The sequence below is a fragment of the Stenotrophomonas sp. MMGLT7 genome, from assembly GCF_021168555.1.
Lineage (GTDB): Bacteria > Pseudomonadota > Gammaproteobacteria > Xanthomonadales > Xanthomonadaceae > MMGLT7.
In genome coordinates this window covers 101,249-116,948 of the sequence record NZ_JAJOZS010000012.1, presented here as the reverse complement: position 1 = coordinate 116,948, position 15,700 = coordinate 101,249, and the positions used below count along the sequence as shown (strand labels likewise).

Annotated in this window: 12 protein-coding genes; 7 read left to right on the top strand and 5 right to left on the bottom strand. The window is 71.1% G+C overall.

Annotated elements, in window-relative coordinates:
- Positions 1–115: 115 nt before the first annotated feature.
- Positions 116–1,834, bottom strand: a complete 1,719-nt coding sequence (locus LRX76_RS14540; RefSeq protein WP_231806346.1) for an ExeM/NucH family extracellular endonuclease — start codon at positions 1,832–1,834, stop codon at positions 116–118.
- A 91-nt stretch (positions 1,835–1,925) separates the two neighbouring features.
- On the bottom strand, positions 1,926–2,444 hold the full coding sequence (locus LRX76_RS14535; protein WP_231806345.1) for a c-type cytochrome: 519 nt from the start codon (positions 2,442–2,444) through the stop codon (positions 1,926–1,928).
- Positions 2,445–2,703: 259 nt separating this feature from the next.
- Between LRX76_RS14535 and LRX76_RS14530 the strand changes: the two genes are divergently transcribed.
- From LRX76_RS14530 to LRX76_RS14515, 4 genes are all read left to right on the top strand, one after another.
- On the top strand, positions 2,704–3,030 hold the full coding sequence (locus LRX76_RS14530; RefSeq protein WP_231806344.1) for a DUF3649 domain-containing protein: 327 nt from the start codon (positions 2,704–2,706) through the stop codon (positions 3,028–3,030).
- Positions 3,027–4,634 carry a PepSY-associated TM helix domain-containing protein gene (locus LRX76_RS14525; RefSeq protein WP_231806343.1) on the top strand — a complete coding sequence of 536 codons (1,608 nt, stop codon included), beginning with the start codon at positions 3,027–3,029 and terminating at the stop codon, positions 4,632–4,634. Before LRX76_RS14530 ends, LRX76_RS14525 begins: the two co-directional genes overlap by 4 nt.
- Positions 4,631–4,966 carry a DUF3325 domain-containing protein gene (locus tag LRX76_RS14520; protein WP_231806342.1) on the top strand — a complete coding sequence of 112 codons (336 nt, stop codon included), beginning with the start codon at positions 4,631–4,633 and terminating at the stop codon, positions 4,964–4,966. The genes LRX76_RS14525 and LRX76_RS14520 overlap by 4 nt, the downstream gene beginning before the upstream one ends.
- Positions 4,967–5,393: 427 nt before the next feature.
- Entirely contained in the window at positions 5,394–6,611 is a 1,218-nt protein-coding gene (locus LRX76_RS14515) for a DUF4189 domain-containing protein (protein WP_231806341.1), read from the top strand.
- Between the two features lie 490 nt (positions 6,612–7,101).
- Here LRX76_RS14515 and LRX76_RS14510 read toward each other — a convergent pair whose 3' ends face one another.
- Positions 7,102–7,716 (bottom strand): TetR/AcrR family transcriptional regulator, encoded by a 615-nt coding sequence (locus LRX76_RS14510; RefSeq protein WP_231806340.1) that lies wholly within the window; start codon positions 7,714–7,716, stop codon positions 7,102–7,104.
- Between the two features lie 149 nt (positions 7,717–7,865).
- On the opposite strand from LRX76_RS14510, the gene LRX76_RS14505 reads away from it, so the two are divergent.
- The 3 genes from LRX76_RS14505 to LRX76_RS14495 all read left to right on the top strand — a co-directional run bounded on the left by LRX76_RS14505 (position 7,866) and on the right by LRX76_RS14495 (position 13,620).
- Complete coding sequence (locus tag LRX76_RS14505) at positions 7,866–9,029, top strand: isovaleryl-CoA dehydrogenase (RefSeq protein ID WP_231806339.1); 1,164 nt, start codon at positions 7,866–7,868, stop codon at positions 9,027–9,029.
- A 150-nt stretch (positions 9,030–9,179) separates the two neighbouring features.
- Entirely contained in the window at positions 9,180–10,790 is a 1,611-nt protein-coding gene (locus LRX76_RS14500; RefSeq protein ID WP_231806338.1) for a carboxyl transferase domain-containing protein, read from the top strand.
- 814 nt (positions 10,791–11,604) lie between these two features.
- On the top strand, positions 11,605–13,620 hold the full coding sequence (locus LRX76_RS14495; RefSeq protein WP_231806337.1) for an acetyl/propionyl/methylcrotonyl-CoA carboxylase subunit alpha: 2,016 nt from the start codon (positions 11,605–11,607) through the stop codon (positions 13,618–13,620).
- 151 nt (positions 13,621–13,771) lie between these two features.
- Here the strand turns inward: LRX76_RS14495 and LRX76_RS14490 are convergent, their stop codons facing one another.
- Both LRX76_RS14490 and LRX76_RS18840 read right to left on the bottom strand, forming a co-directional pair.
- Positions 13,772–14,965 carry a heparan-alpha-glucosaminide N-acetyltransferase domain-containing protein gene (locus LRX76_RS14490; RefSeq protein ID WP_231806336.1) on the bottom strand — a complete coding sequence of 398 codons (1,194 nt, stop codon included), beginning with the start codon at positions 14,963–14,965 and terminating at the stop codon, positions 13,772–13,774.
- A 73-nt stretch (positions 14,966–15,038) separates the two neighbouring features.
- Positions 15,039–15,689, bottom strand: a complete 651-nt coding sequence (locus LRX76_RS18840) for a YetF domain-containing protein (protein WP_231806335.1) — start codon at positions 15,687–15,689, stop codon at positions 15,039–15,041.
- Positions 15,690–15,700 lie beyond the last annotated feature (11 nt).

Below are 15,700 nucleotides of genomic sequence, written 5' to 3'. Positions count from 1 at the left end.
GATGATGTAGGAGCGACTTCAGTCGCGATGGGGCTTCACCGGTACAGCCCCATCGCGACTGAAGTCGCTCCTACATCGCTCCTACGGTGCTCCCGCCCGGTCCCCGGGCCGCTGCTCAGAGATCGAAGCCCAGCAGCAGCGGGTCGTGGTCCGAGCTGCGCCACGGGCCCGGCAGGTCGCGGCCCTGGTAGCCGGCATCCGCGGGCAGGTCGGCATTGATGTGCCATTCGCCGGCGCCACGCAGGCGCGCGGCCAGCGCCGGGCTGAGCAGGGCGTGGTCCAGCCGCCCGCTCAGGCCGTTGTAGACGTAGCTGTAGGGCCGCTCGACGCCAGCGGCGGCGAACGCGTCCTGCCAGCCCTCGGCGTGCAGGACGCGCAGCGGCGATTCCATCGCGTAGGCGTTGAAGTCGCCCAGCAGCACCGTCATCGCGCTGCCGCTGCCGCTGCCGGTCGGGTCGCCCTGCAGCCAGGCGTGCAGGCGCCTTGCCGATTCGCTGCGGGTCGCATTCCAGCAGCCCTGGCCGTCGCCCTGGTCGAGGTCGGCGGCGGCGGCCTGCGAGCAGCCCTTGGACTTGAAGTGGTTGGCGACCACCACGAACGGCGTGCCGCCGGCGCTGCGGAATGCCTGCGCCAGCGGCACCCGGCTGCGTTCGCCGAACGGGCCGTCCTCCAGCACCGCCGGCCGGCCGAGCGGTGTCACCTTCGAGGCGCGGTAGAGGATGCCGACGCGGATCGGGTTGTCGCCCGGCCCGGTGCCGGCATCGACGAAGCGCCAGTCGCCGGAGCTGCCCTGCGCCGCATCGAGCGCGGCGACCAGCTGCGCGATGGAGGAATCGGCGCCGTAGCCGTCGTTCTCCAGCTCCATCACCGCCGCCACGTCGGCCTGCAGCGGGACGATGGTGGCGACCAGCCGGGCCAGCTGGGCCCGGTACTGCGCATGGGTGCGCGCGCCGCGCAGGGTCGGGAAGCCGCCGCCGTGGCCGTCGCCGTTGAACAGGTTCTCCAGGTTGAACGCGGCGACGCGCAGGCTGCCGGCGACCTGCGGAACCGCCGGCACGCGCAGCGTCGGCAACGACAGCGGCGCCGTCACCTGCAGCCGGTAGCCGCCGCCCCGCTGGTCGACGATGCCTTCCACGCCGGTGACCAGCACGCCGCTGCGCAGGCGCGAGGGATCCGGCAGCCAGGACGGCGGCGGCGGATCGCGCCGGCTGTCGGCATCGTCCAGGCGCAGCCGCCGCCGCGCATTGTCGGCGCTGGCCCGGTCCCAGGCGCGGGTGCCCGCGGCCGCGATCTCGCTGGGCTGCCACAGCCGTCCGCCGAAGGCGACGGTCAGCTCGCCGAAGCGCTGCAGGTTGTCGACGCCGGCGATGGTCAACGGCGCATCGATGCGCACGCGCATGCCTTCCAGCGCTTCCCAGCCGTCCGGCGCGGCTTCGATCACCTGCAGCGGCACCGGCTGCGCCGAAGCCAGCGTATCGATGCGAACGTCCTGCAGCGCGGTCAGGCTGTCGCCCTGCGCGCCGGCGTCGAGCTCGGCCACGCGGCCGCGCACGCGCAGGCGATCGCCCACCGCGATCGCCGCATCCGCCCCGGCCTGGACGAAGATCGCATCGGAGGTGCGGGCATCGCCGTCGCCGGCGTCCTGCAGGAAGAACCCCTGCAGCCCGCCGCGGAAATCCGCCGTGACCACGCCTTCCACCATCACCTCGCGCGCCAGCAGCGGGCTGCGCGTGCCGCTGCCCTGCACCTGGCCGATCGACAACGCCTGCGCCAGTGCGGGCGCACACGGCAGGAAGCAGGCCAGCGCGAGTGCGGCGCGGCGGTTGGACGACATGGGAACACTCCTGGAAACGATGCGGACGACTGTAGCGCGGGCGACGGCAGGCACCGCCCGGGGGCGGAACGATCGGCGCGGCCGGCGAAGACTACTTCAGATTGTCCAGGATCCAGTCCACGGTGGCATGCACCTGCTCGTCGGTGAGCGCGGGGTTGCCGCCGCGTGGCGGCATGATGCCGCCGTCCGGGCCGGTGTAGCCCTCGATCGCATGCCGGTAGAGGGTCTCCCTGCCCTGCGCCAGCCGCGCATCCCAGTGCGCGCGGTCGAGCGTGGGCGCGTTGCCGACGCCGTTGGTGTGGCAGGCGGTGCACAGGTTGTCGAAGATGGTCTTGCCGTCGGTGGTGCCGCCGTAGGCCACGTCGGCCGCGGCCCGCGCCAGCGCCGCGGCCTGGGCGGCCGCCTGCGCGGCGGCGCCGGTGGAACCGGCGTACACCGCCCCCGCCGGCGCGATCCGCTGCAGGGTGCGCTGGTGCACCGAGGGCGGGATCTCGGCCGGCAGGGACCGCTGCAGGTACGCGGCCAACGCGATCAGGCCCAGGGTCACGACCGCCAGCAGGCCGATCACCATCGAGAAGCGCTTCAGGAACTCCAGGTCGTAGTTGCGCACGTGCCCTTCTCTCCTGGCCAGGCCGAGCGGCCATCGCTGTGGGCCGGAGTATAGGACAGCCCGGGCCGGGTTCCCGGTGCACCGCAGCACCTGCAGCCGTCGCAGTCAATGCGTATCATTCCCATTGACAGGACGGCCGGAGACGGCCGCCTGGCCCGGCGCGCGAAGCCCGGGCATTCGCATCGTCCCCTGCCCTCCACGTCGCGCACGCAGCCTCCGCCCCGCGCCGCCCCAACCCGCCGGACACATCCCGCCCGCAATGACCGACATCGCCCCGAATGCCGCCACGCAACCGCGCTGGCGATCCCGGCTTTCCCGTCCCTGGCTGGGCGTGCTGTCGCGCGTGCTGGCGGCGATTTTCGGCGGCTACGCGCTGGCCTCCAGCGCCAGCGTGCTGATGGCGCTGGCGCTGCCGATGCCGCGCAGCCAGGCGGTGCTGACCGGCATGCTGGCCGGCATCGCGCTGGCCGCATGCGCGGCGCTGTGGGCGTTCGCCAGCGAGCGCGCGTGGAAGGCGTGGGCGGGGATCGCCGGACCGGCGCTGGCGATGGCGCTGGCGGCGCACTGGCTGGGGGCAGCCGCATGAAGCAGGGCTTCCGCCAGTCGATGGCCTGGCTGCATACCTGGACCGGGCTGGTGGTCGGCTGGGTGCTGCTGCTGATCTTCATGGCCGGCACCGCCAGCTACTACCGCGAGACCCTCAATCGCTGGATGCGCCCGGAACTGCCGCGGGTGCAGGTGTCCGAGGCCACCGCGCTGGCCGGCGCGGTGAAGTACCTGCAGCGGCATGCCGCCGATGCCGAACTGTGGAACATCCGCCTGCCCGGCCCGCGCGACCCGACGCTGACCATGTACTGGCTCAACCCGGCGCCGGCCGACGGCGCGGCCCAGGGCCGCCGGGCCCGCTTCGGCACCGCCACCGTGGACCCGGCCAGCGGCGAGGACGTCGCCGCGCGCGACACCCATGGCGGCGAGTTCTTCTACCGCCTGCACTTCGACCTGCACTACGTGCCGGTGGTGTGGGCGCGCTACTTCGTCGGCTTCTGCGCGATGTTCATGCTGGTGGCGATCATCACCGGCGTCATCACCCACAAGAAGATCTTCAAGGACTTCTTCACCTTCCGCCCCGGCAAGGGCCAGCGCTCGTGGCTGGACTTCCACAACCTCAGCGCGGTGATGGCGCTGCCGTACCACGCGATGATCACCTACACCGGCATCGTCACGCTGATGTTCATGTACCTGCCGTGGGCGATGAAGGCCACCTACCCGGAAGGCGAGGAGCGCTTCTACAACGAGGCGTTCAACCGCATCGTCGAGGTGCGCGAGGCCGCCGGCCGGCCCGGCGCGATGCTGCCGCCGCAGCGGCTGCTGGAACAGGCCGGCGCGCGCTGGCCCGGCGTGGCGATCGGGAGCGTCGTGGTCCACCATCCCGGGGACGCCAACGCCGCGGTGGAGATCAGCGCGGCGCGCGGCGACAACCTGACGGTCGACACGCCGTCGATCCTGCTCGACGCCGGCAGCGGCCGGCTGCTGGCCGCCACCGGCGCACCGGGCGGCGCCACCCAGACCCGCGGGGTGATGGTAGGCCTGCACCTGGCCCACTTCGCCTCGCCGCTGCTGCGGCTGCTGTTCTTCGGCTCGGGCCTGCTCGGCTGCCTGATGGTGGCCAGCGGGGTGATCCTGTGGGCGGTCAAGGAGCGGCCCAAGCACGCCAAGGCCGGTCGCATCGGCTTCGGCCTGCGGCTGGTGGACGCGCTCAACATCGGCGCGGTGGCGGGACTGCCGATCGCCTTCGCCGCCTACTTCTGGGCCAACCGGCTGCTGCCGCTGGAGGTGGCCGCGCGCCCGGAGCAGGAAGCCAATGCGTTCTTCCTGGCCTGGGCGGCGGCGCTGCTGGCGGCGTTCGCGTGGCCCAGGCGGGCGATGTGGGCCTGGCAGCTGTATGCCGGCGGCGCGCTGTTCGCGCTGGTACCGGTACTCAACGCGCTGACCACCGGCATCCACCTGGGCGCGACCGTGCCGGCCGGCGACTGGGCGCTGGCCGGCGTCGACCTGGTGTGCCTGGGGCTGGGCGTGTGCCTGGCGATCGCCGGCTGGCGCATGCAGCACTGGACGCCGCCGCTGACCGCCGCGCAGAAGCGCGCACGCCAGGCCCCCTCCGCCACCGCGGCCACGGAGGGCGCGCGATGAGCTGGGCGATGCTGGGGCTGTGCTTCTCCGGGTTCGCCGCGCTGTGCCTGGCGATGGAGAAGCACCAGCTGGAGCTGTACGGCAAGGACCGCGCCTCGCCGCAGCGCATGCGGCTGTGGCGGGCGCTCGGCTGGACGCTGCTGGCGGCGGCGTTCGCGCTGGCGGTGCTGGCGGACGGCTGGAACATCGGCCCGGTGGCCTGGCTGGGCGGGCTGACCGTGGCCGGCGCGCTGCTCGGCCTGGGGCTGCTGCCGTACCGCCCGGGCGCGCTGGTGCCGGTGGCGTGGAGCGCGCCGGTGCTGGGGCTGCTGGGGTGGTGGCTGGGCCGGTAGCGCGCGCTGGCACCAACGCAGCGCCTGTGCGATGAGCGCGAGGTGTGAAGGCGACGAACATCGGCTCCAGCGTGCCGGATCGAGCGAAGATCCGTCGAAAGCCCTGCGATCGCCGCAACGGGCGTTCGTCCTGATTACGCCGCTCGTGGACCTCGCGCTCGTGTCGCCGGGGTTGCAGTCGCCGGTGCTCCTGCCGCCTCGGGGTTGTCGCCAGCATCGCGTTCGACGCGCCGGCGCATGTCCCCGGCGATCGCGGTGACCCCAGCACGCGCCGGTGCCGGCGAACAGCAGCACGGTGTGGGGAGGCCGCGGAGCGCGGCGATCCGCTCCCGGCGCGCGAGGCCGGGCCGCGGCCGGACGGCCCGCTCCGGGTGCATGCGTCATCGGGCCTGCTCCGCCTTCGTTCGACGGGGCCGTCCCGGAGCGTATGGCGACGCGGCCGGGGGGCGCGCGGGCGTCCGCCCGGCGGGCCGGCCAGCCGGCATCGGGCTATGACATGATTCGCTCCCTTCACCCGCTCAGGACCGATCGCATGCAGCGCTTTTCCCGCACCGCGGCCCCCCCGCCTTCCATGACGTCCGCCCCCCGCCCGCGCGCGCGCCGGTGGGCGCTGGCGTTGCTGCTGGCGCTCGCGGCGTACGCCGGGACGGCCGGCGCGCAGGACCCCAACAGCGCGCAGGGCCGGCAGCAGGCGCATGCGGCCGAAGTGAATCGCCAGGGCTGGCTGCAACAGCAGGCCGAACTGGCCCCCACTTCCGAGGAGCTGGCCGCGCAGCAGGCGACCTACGAGGCGATCGGCCAGCGCGATGCCAGCGTGCGCAGGCAACAGCAGCGCGACTGGTGGGGCGTGGTCGTGGTGAACACCGCCGACGGCAGCTGGAACATCGCACTGGACGGCGACAGCCAGGACGGGACGCTGCAGCAAGCCCTGAAGGAATGCGGCAGCGCCTGCCGGCCGGCGGTGGCCTTCGCCAACACCTGCCTGGCGCCGGCCTACAGCGCCCAGCGGGGCCTGTTCTGGGCCCAGGGAGACGACAAGAAGAAAGCGCGCGAGGCGGCGACGCAAAAATGCACGGCCGCCGGCGGCCGCGACTGCACCTCGCGTGAGGATCAGGTCGCCTGCACCGGCTGGAAGTACGCTTACTCGCTGATGGATCGCATCAACGAGCGCCTGAACTTCGTCGCGATCGGCCGCAGCGGGCGGCCCCAGGTGGAGTTCTACCCCGGTCTGGAGGCCTACATGGCCACGCCGCCGGAGGCGCGCGGCAAGCTGCCCGCATCCGCATCCGCATCTGCGCCTGCGCCTGCGCCCGGCCGCGCGGCGGGCGACGGCAACACCGACCAGCCGTGGACCGCGATCGCGGTCCCGCGCGGCGGCGGGCAGGGGGTCGGCCTGCACCTGGGTGCAAACCGCCAGGACGCGATCGACAATGCAGTACGCAAGTGCGGCGCGCCCAACTGCGAGACGCTGCTCGCCTTCACCAAGGGACAGTGCGCGGCAGCGGTGATTTCGCCGGTGGCCAACGGCGCGCAGACGTTCGGTGCGGTGGGCGAGAGCAAACAGGGCGCCGCGCAGGAAGCGACCGCCGCCTGCACCAAGAAAGGCGAGACCAACTGCCTCACCGTATTCAACCAGTGCATGTAGCGCGCATGCGACGGGAATCCGGGCAGTAGAAGCCGTCCGGGCTGCGAGGCGGCGCCGATGCGGTCCGCTTTCGCGCCGCTTGCCGGCCTGCAGCGCAGCTACAGGCCGACGAACGCCGCAAAACGGCCTCGCACGGCGAACTCCGACCCGCTTCGCCGCGGCCGAGCGCTTCGCCCCGAACGTTTCTGCCGCCCGCGCTCGTAGGGCCTGACGACACTGGCGCAGCGCCTCGGCTGGCATGGACGCTGGCGGCGGCGTTCGTGCTGGCGGTGCTGGCCGCCAGCCGGAACGACGGCCCGTTGGCCCTGGCCGGGCGGGCCGACCCCGGCGGGCACCCTGCCCGGTCCGTGGCTGCTGCCGTGCCGGCCGCGCGCACTGGTGCCGCTGGCATGGGCCGCGCCGGCGCGAGAGCTGCTGGCGTGGTAGCTGGGTGGCTGGACGAGAACCGCGGCGACGACAGCCTGGCCGGTCGCGGCGGCGAGAACACCCGTCAGCGCCTCTCGCCGCCGACCGCGCGCAGGCAGAAGCCGCACACCGACTCGACCAGCCGCTCGCCGTCGCGCGGGCTGTTGCGGCTGGGCGCGGTGGGGCCGACCAGGGCCTCGGTGTAGGCGCCGACGATGCAGGCCGCGGCCGCGTCCAGGTCCTGCGGCGGGAATTCGCCGGCGGCCACGCCCTCGGCCAGCAGCTCGCGGAACACCTCGCCGAACAGGCGCCGGCAGCGGATGCGCTCGGCATCGACCTCCGGTTCCACCGGCTCGGCGATGAAGGCGTAGGCCAGCTCCGGGCCGGCCAGTGCGCGCCGCACGAACGAGGCGATGGCCAGTTGCAGACGCTCGGCCGCCGGCAGCGGGCGGACGGCGATCTCGCGCAGGATCGCGATCTCGTACTCGACCGCCGCGGTCAGCACCTCGACGAACAGCTCCGCCTTGGACGGGAAGTAGCGGTAGATCAGCCCGGTGGACACCCCCGCCTGCGCCGCCACCGCGGTGACCGGCGCACCGCGGTAGCCGCCACTGGCGATGAGCCGGCGCGTGGCCAGCAGGATGCGTTCGCGGTTGCCGGCGATGCGCCGCTCCATCAGCGCCGAGCGCTTGTAGGCCATGGAGTGATTCCTTCTTCAATTTTTGAATTGTAGTTCACTTTTTATCCGAACCGGGCTAGTCTGGCCTTCCCCCGCACCACCGCGCTTGCCGCAACACGGGCCGATCCGGTCCCTGGTGCCGCCGCGCACGCCAGCTCCATGGAGCCGCCATGCACGTGCCCGTGTTGAACTTCGACCTGGGGGAGGACATCGACCTGCTGCGCGAAAGCGTGGCCGGCTTCGCCGCCCGCCGGATCGCCCCGCTCGCCGAACAGGCCGACCGCGACAACGCCTTCCCGGCGCAGCTGTGGCCCCAGCTGGGGGAACAGGGCCTGCTCGGACTGACGGTGGCCGAGGAGTACGGCGGCAGCGCGATGGGCTACCTGGCGCACGTGGTGGCGATGGAGGAGATCTCGCGCGCATCCGGCGCGATCGGCCTGTCCTACGGCGCGCATTCCAACCTGTGCGTGAACCAGCTGCACCGCAACGGCAGCGCCGAGCAGAAGCGCCGCTACCTGCCCGCGCTGTGCAGCGGCACGCAGGTCGGCGCGCTGGCGATGAGCGAGGCCGGCGCCGGCTCGGACGTGGTGTCGATGAAGCTGCGCGCGCAGCGCCGCGGCGACCGCTTCGTGCTCGACGGCAACAAGATGTGGATCACCAACGGCCCCGATGCCGACGTGCTGGTGGTCTACGCCAAGACCGACCCGGCCGCCGGCGCGCGCGGCATCACCGCCTTCATCGTCGAGAAGGGCATGCCCGGCTTCTCCACCGCGCAGAAGCTGGACAAGCTGGGCATGCGCGGCTCCAACACCTGCGAACTGGTGTTCGAGCAGTGCGAGGTGCCGGCGGACAACGTGCTCGGCGAGATCGGCGGCGGTACGCGGGTGCTGATGTCGGGCCTGGACTACGAGCGCGTGGTGCTGGCCGGCGGCCCGCTGGGCCTGATGGCCGCCGCGCTCGACGTGGTGCTGCCCTACGTGCACGAGCGCCGCCAGTTCGGCGAGGCGATCGGCGGGTTCCAGCTGATCCAGGCCAAGCTGGCCGACATGTATGTCGGCCTCAATGCCTGCCGCGCCTACGTGTACGCGGTGGCGCGCGCCTGCGACGGCGGCCGCATCACCCGCCAGGACGCGGCCGGGGCGATCCTCTACGCCGCCGAGAAGGCCACCTGGCTGGCCGGCCAGGCGATCCAGGTGCTCGGCGGCAATGGCTACATCAACGACTACCCGACCGGGCGGCTGTGGCGCGACGCCAAGCTCTACGAGATCGGCGCCGGCACCTCGGAGATCCGCCGCATGCTGATCGGCCGCGAACTGTTCGAGCGGACCCGTTGAAAGCCCCTCTCCCGGCGGGAGAGGGGTTGGGGTGAGGGTACGGGGCGAAGCCCTCGTCCACCCCAGACTCACAGGGCTTCGTCCGCACCCTCATCCGCCCTTCGGGCACCTTCTCCCGCAGGGAGAAGGGAAACAAGCCAAGACAGCGCCATGACCATCCTGAAAACCCAGCTCCAACCCGGCAGCGACACCTTCCAGGACAACGCTGCCGCGATGCGCGCGCAGGTGGACGAGTTGCGCGCCACCCTCGCCCGCACCGCGCTCGGCGGCAGCGAGGCTGCGCGGCGCAAGCACAGCGCGCGCGGCAAGCTGCTGGTGCGCGAGCGCATCGACGCCCTGCTCGATCCCGGCAGCGCGTTCCTGGAGATCGCGCCACTGGCCGCGCACGGCATGTACGGCGGCGAGGTGCCCTGCGCCGGCGTGGTCGCCGGCATCGGCCGCGTGTCCGGGGTGGAGTGCGTGATCGTGGCCAACGACGCCACCGTCAAGGGCGGCACCTACTACCCGATGACGGTGAAGAAGCACTTGCGCGCGCAGGAGATCGCGCAGCAGAACCGGCTGCCGTGCATCTACCTGGTCGATTCCGGCGGCGCCTTCCTGCCGCTGCAGGACGAGGTGTTCCCCGACCGCGACCACTTCGGCCGCATCTTCTACAACCAGGCCAACCTGTCGGCGCAGGGCATCGCCCAGATCGCCTGCGTGATGGGCAGCTGCACCGCCGGCGGCGCCTACGTGCCGGCGATGTGCGAGGAAACGGTGATCGTGCGCGAGCAGGGCACGATCTTCCTCGGCGGCCCGCCGCTGGTGAAGGCCGCCACCGGCGAGGTCGTCAGCGCCGAGGAACTGGGCGGCGCCGACGTGCACACGCGCATCTCCGGCGTGGCCGACCACTACGCCGACGACGACCTGCAGGCGCTGGCGCGGGTGCGCGCGATCGTCGCCGGGCTGAACCGGCGCAAGCCGCCCTCGCCGCTGGCCCTGCGCACGCCCGAGCCGCCGCTGTATCCGGCGCAGGAGCTGTACGGCGCGATCCCGGCCGACACCCGCAAGCCCTACGACGTGCGCGAGGTGATCGCGCGGATCGTGGACGGCTCGCGCCTGGACGAGTTCAAGGCGCGCTACGGCACCACCCTGGTGACCGGGTTCGCGCACCTGCACGGACATCCCATCGGCATCGTCGCCAACAACGGCATCCTGTTCTCCGAATCCGCGCTCAAGGGCGCGCACTTCATCGAGCTGTGCTGCCAGCGCGGCATTCCATTGCTGTTCCTGCAGAACATCACCGGCTTCATGGTCGGGCGCAAGTACGAGCACGGCGGCATCGCCCGCGACGGGGCCAAGCTGGTGATGGCGGTGGCCTGCGCGAAGGTACCCAAGTTCACCGTGGTGATCGGCGGCAGCTTCGGTGCCGGCAACTACGGCATGTGCGGGCGTGCCTATTCGCCGAACTTCCTGTGGATGTGGCCGAACGCCCGCATCGGCGTGATGGGCGGCGAGCAGGCGGCCAGCGTGCTGGCGACGGTGCGTCGCGATGGCATCGAGGCGCGTGGCGAGGCGTGGCCCGCGGAGGAGGAGGACGCGTTCAAGGCGCCGATCCGAGACCAGTTCGAGCGGCAGGGCCATCCGTACTACGCCAGCGCGCGGCTGTGGGACGACGGCGTGATCGACCCTGCGGACACGCGCCGCGTGCTGGCGCTGGCGTTGTCGGCTTCGCTCAATGCGCCGATAGAGCCGTCGCGTTTCGGAGTGTTCAGGATGTGAGCGTGGCGATGTCGCTCCCTGCTCCAGTTGAAACGAACGCAGGACCGCTGTTGCTGTTGCTGTTGCTGTTGCTGTTGCTCTGCTCCCTCCCTTGCGCGGAAGCGCAGGGGGAGGGCTGGGGAGGGGTGCTCTTGCTGTTGCCTTGGCTTTGACTTACCGGGTTCCCTTCCGTAGCGGCGGAGCCAGCGGGTAAAACCCCGCAGGGGCGACGTGCATGGATGCACGTCGTTCGCGGCAGGGGCAGGATGCCCCTTCCGCGAATTCCCGCTGGCGGAGCGGACCTGGAGCGCGCAGCGCGGAAGGCGCGAAGGCAGGGCGTGCTTTCTTTTGGTTACCTTTTCTTTGCACGAGCAAAGAAAAGTAACTCGCTCCGCAAGGAGCGAAAGCTCTTGATCTTGCTGCTGCTGTGTCGTCCCTCGCACCAAGCGATAAAGGCAGAAGCAACGGCAACGTCAAAGGCTTTCGCCCTGACGGGCGAGCCACCTTTCTTTGCTCGTGCAAAGAAACGTGGCCCAAAGAAGTGCTTTTCCACAGCCGCAGGCTGGTCAAGCACGCCCTGCCTACGCGCCTTCCGCGCTTACGTGCTACGGGTTCGCGGATCCGGCAGGAATTTCGGAAGGGAACCCGGTAAGTCAAAGCCAACGCAACAGCAAGAGCAAGAGCACCCCTCCCCAACCCTCCCCTGCGCTTCGCGCAAGGGAGGGGGCAGAGCAAAGGCAAAGGCAACGGCAACGGCAACCGCGGAAGCGTTGCATGCATCGCATCCAGCGACCTGGAAGAGAAATTCACCCCAAGCACAACCGGACACGCACACATGGCGACTTCCCCATCCCCGATGTTCGACAAGATCCTCATCGCCAACCGCGGCGAGATCGCCTGCCGCGTGATCGCCACCTGCAGGCGCCTGGGCATCGCCAGCGTGGCGGTGTACTCGGACGCCGACCGCGATGCGCGCCACGTGCGCCTGGCCGACGAGGCCGTCCGCATCGGCCCGGCACCGGCGCGCGAAAGCTACCTGCGCGGCGACGCCCTCCTCGCCGCCGCGCACGCCACCGGCGCGCAGGCCATCCACCCCGGCTACGGCTTCCTGTCCGAGAACGCCGACTTCGCCGAAGCGTGCTCGGCGGCCGGCATCGTCTTCATCGGTCCGCCGCCGGCCGCGATCCGCGCGATGGGCGACAAGAGCGCGGCCAAGGCCTTGATGCAGCGCGCCGGCGTGCCGCTCACCCCGGGCTACCACGGCGATACGCAGGACCCTGCATTCCTGCGGGAGCAGGCCGATGCCATCGGCTATCCGGTGCTGATCAAGGCCAGTGCCGGCGGCGGCGGCAAGGGCATGCGCAAGGTGGAAGCGGCGGACGGGTTCGAAGCTGCGCTCGCCGGCTGCCGGCGCGAGGCACAGGGCGCGTTCGGCAATGCCCACGTGCTGGTGGAGAAGTATGTCGAGCGGCCGCGCCACATCGAGATCCAGGTGTTCGGCGACAGCCACGGCAACCTGGTGCACCTGTTCGAGCGCGACTGCTCGGTGCAGCGCCGCCACCAGAAGGTGCTGGAAGAGGCGCCGGCCCCCGGCATGACCGGGGAACGCCGCGCGGCCATGGGCCGGGCCGCGGTGGAGGCGGCGCGCGCGGTCGGCTACGTCGGTGCCGGCACCGTGGAGTTCATCGTCTCGCCGCAGGGCGAGTTCTGGTTCATGGAAATGAACACGCGCCTGCAGGTCGAGCATCCGGTCACCGAGATGATCACCGGCACCGACCTGGTCGAATGGCAGCTGCGCGTGGCCGCCGGCCAGCCGCTGCCGCTGCGGCAGGAGCAGCTGGCGATCCGCGGCCACGCGATCGAGGCGCGGCTGTATGCGGAGAACCCGGACAACGGCTTCCTGCCGTCCACCGGCGTGCTGCGGCACCTGCGCTTCCCCGACATGGACGCGCATGTACGCGTGGACGCCGGCGTGGATGCCGGCGATGCCATGACCGCGCACTACGACCCGATGATCGCCAAGCTGGTCGCCTGGGGGGCCGATCGCGACGACGCGCTGCGGCGGCTGCGCCAGGCTTTGGACCGGTGCCGGCTGGTGGGCGTGTCCAGCAACGCCGGATTCCTGCGGCGGTTGCTCGATACCGCCTCGTTCTCGCAGGCGCACCTGGATACGGCGCTGATCGAGCGCGAGCATGAGGCATTGTCGGCTCCCGCGGCGGCAGGCGATGCGCAGTGGATGATGGCGGCGCTGGCGTTGCTGCAGGCAGCGGCCGCGGCCACTGCCGGCCCGGCCGATCCGCACTCGCCCTGGGACATCCAGGACAGCTGGCGCATGACCGGGCCTGCCGCGCGCAGGCTATGGCTCGAATGCGACGGCCGGCGCCGCCTCGTCGCCGCCACGCCGCGCGGCGACCGCGACTGGCTGCTCGCGCTCGACGACGCAGCCGCATTGCCTGCCGCACTGTCGCACGAGGGCACGCGGCTGCGCCTCCGCCTCGGCGATCGCCAGTACCGGGCCGAGGCCATCCTCGACGGCGATACCGTGCACATCTTCGAGGCCGGCCGCAGCCAGGCCTTCTCCCTGCACGATCCGGTCGCCGAGGCCGACCAGCCGCCCGGGCAGGACGGCGGTCTGGCCGCACCGATGCCCGGCCGCATCGTCGCCCTGCTCGCCGGGATCGGCGTGAAGCTCGCGCGCGGCACCCCGCTGCTGGTACTGGAGGCGATGAAGATGGAGCACACGCTGCAGGCCCCGGCCGACGGCATCGTGCGCAGCTTCCGCGTGCGCGAGGGCGAACTGGTGGCCGAGGGCGCGGCGCTGGTGGAGTTCGAACCGGCGGAGATGCCTTAGAGCGGCCAACGGAATTCGTCATCCCCGCGAAGGCGGGGATCCGGTGCCTCCGCCTTCCCTGGGCGAAAGCCGCTGGGTCCCCGCCTTCGCGGGAACGACGGCCATGGTTCCGATGTCCGCTCTTGGTCCGCGGGCATCGCTCGTGCGCGCATCAGAAGTACTTGACCCATGCCCGCTTCGTCCGGCGCTTGTAGCCGGCGAAGGCACGCGTCGGCGGGTACAGCGCCAGCAGCAGCGCCACGCTCACCAGCCACACCATCCAGAACTGCTCCGGGGCCACGCCGAAGCGCTCGCCCTGGTTCGGCCCGAACAGTGCCAGCAGCAGCCTGTAGCCGAACACCAGCACCGCCAGGTGCAGGATGTAGAAGAACATCGGCGCGCCGCCATAGGTGGAGACGAAGCGGCTGAACGGGTTGTCGGCATGCTCGAACGCCGCCAGTACGAACAGCGACCCGCCCAGGGTCAGCAGCAGGAAGTCCAGCGACGGCGGGTACTTGGTGTAGTTGAGGAAGTCCATCACCGTCAGCAGCGTGGTCGCCTGCGGGCTCCACGGCGCGTTCTCGCCGTAGAGGTTGAAGCCGCGCAGCAGCAGCAGCGCCGCCCAGCAGGCGATGCCCAGGCCGACCAGCAGGCGCTGGCGGCGGCGGCCGTCGACCTGTGCCGAGAACAGCGGGCCGGCGGCCCAGCCCAGCAGGATCACCCCGATCCACGGCAGTACCGGATAGGTCAGGCGGATCTGCGGGATCGTGTCCTGGCTGACCCAGCCGCGGTGCAGCAGCAGCGTCCACGGCACGTACAGCGGGTGGTCGGCGGGCAGCGAGATGCCGGCCAGCGCGTTGTGTCCGCAGACGATGACCAGGCCGATCGCCAGCAGCAGCCCGCGCGGCAGTGCCGAGGCGAACGCTAGCACCAGCATCGACACGCCGATGGCCCACATCACCTGCAGGTAGATCACCCTGGGCAGCTCGCCCACCCACAGGAAGCTGATCACGGTGACCTCCAGCAGCAGGATCAGCGCGCCGCGCTTGAGCAGGAACTCGCGCGCCGAGCGCGGCGCGGCGCCCGGCGGGTGCGCGTACAGCCAGGACCCCAGGCCGGTGAGGAACACGAACGCCGGCGCGCAGAAGTGCGCCGCCAGCCGCGAGAAGAACACCCGCGCCGGGGTGTCGGCCACGTCCATCGGGTCGCTCACCTGCAGGTGCAGGTACAGCGTCTCGCGCACGTGGTCCATCAGCATGATGCACATCACCAGCCCGCGCAGCGCATCGATGGAGACGATGCGGCGCGAATGCACCGCCGCCGCGGTGCTGGCCAGGGGCGTGGAGCTGGCGGTGGTCGACGACATGGGGACCTCGGGCGGGGGAACGATGCCGGGATGATCTCGCACAAACGCCGTCCGCCGCGACCGGCGAACGCCCTCACCGCACCACGGTGCCGTCGTTCAGCACGAAGATCAGCCGGCCGTTCCAGAACTCGGCGATGAAGATCTGCTCCGGCTGCAGCGAGTGCCGGCGCAGCTCGGCATGCAGCCATTGCTCGTCGCGCTCGATGTTCTGCAGCGCGCTCTCGCGCACGTCGCCGTTCTTCATCACGATCACCGACGGCATCTGCGCATCGTCGCAGACCACGGTCAGTTCGCCGCTGGGCTCGATCTGCGCGTAGTTCACGTTCTGGAAGGAGTGGATGCCCTGCGCGTGCAGCTGCGAGGTGATGCTCAGGATGTCGATCTTGTTGCGCTTGCGCAGGATGTTGTCCATCAGGAAGCGACCCTTCTTGATGATCGGCAGCGGGTCGCCGATGGCGACCGAGCGCAGGAAGCCGATGCGCTTGGTGGCCATGTTGAGCAGCGAGATCAGGCCCACGCCGATCAACAGCACCAGCACGTACTGGTGGAACGGGATGGCGTCGGCGTAGATCACCCCGCCGATGATCCCGCCGAGTACGAAGTTGCCGATGAAGTCGACCGGCGTCATCTGCGAGAGCTGGGTTTTCCCCGACAGGTTCAGGTGGACGATGATGATCAGGAAACCGACGATGAACTTCAGCAATACCCAACCGTAGTAGGTCACAGCGCACTCCT

What these genes read in the sequence shown, in the direction of transcription:
- LRX76_RS14530 (WP_231806344.1), top strand. Translation starts at nt 2,704, where the DNA reads ATGACCGACATCGCCCCGAATGCCGCCACGCAACCGCGCTGGCGATCC.
- LRX76_RS14515 (WP_231806341.1), top strand. Translation starts at nt 5,394, where the DNA reads ATGGCGACGCGGCCGGGGGGCGCGCGGGCGTCCGCCCGGCGGGCCGGC.
- LRX76_RS14540 (WP_231806346.1), bottom strand. Translation starts at nt 1,834, where the DNA reads ATGTCGTCCAACCGCCGCGCCGCACTCGCGCTGGCCTGCTTCCTGCCG.
- LRX76_RS14525 (WP_231806343.1), top strand. Translation starts at nt 3,027, where the DNA reads ATGAAGCAGGGCTTCCGCCAGTCGATGGCCTGGCTGCATACCTGGACC.
- LRX76_RS14495 (WP_231806337.1), top strand. Translation starts at nt 11,605, where the DNA reads ATGGCGACTTCCCCATCCCCGATGTTCGACAAGATCCTCATCGCCAAC.
- LRX76_RS14520 (WP_231806342.1), top strand. Translation starts at nt 4,631, where the DNA reads ATGAGCTGGGCGATGCTGGGGCTGTGCTTCTCCGGGTTCGCCGCGCTG.
- LRX76_RS14490 (WP_231806336.1), bottom strand. Translation starts at nt 14,965, where the DNA reads ATGTCGTCGACCACCGCCAGCTCCACGCCCCTGGCCAGCACCGCGGCG.
- LRX76_RS14505 (WP_231806339.1), top strand. Translation starts at nt 7,866, where the DNA reads ATGCACGTGCCCGTGTTGAACTTCGACCTGGGGGAGGACATCGACCTG.
- LRX76_RS14510 (WP_231806340.1), bottom strand. Translation starts at nt 7,716, where the DNA reads ATGGCCTACAAGCGCTCGGCGCTGATGGAGCGGCGCATCGCCGGCAAC.
- LRX76_RS14500 (WP_231806338.1), top strand. Translation starts at nt 9,180, where the DNA reads ATGACCATCCTGAAAACCCAGCTCCAACCCGGCAGCGACACCTTCCAG.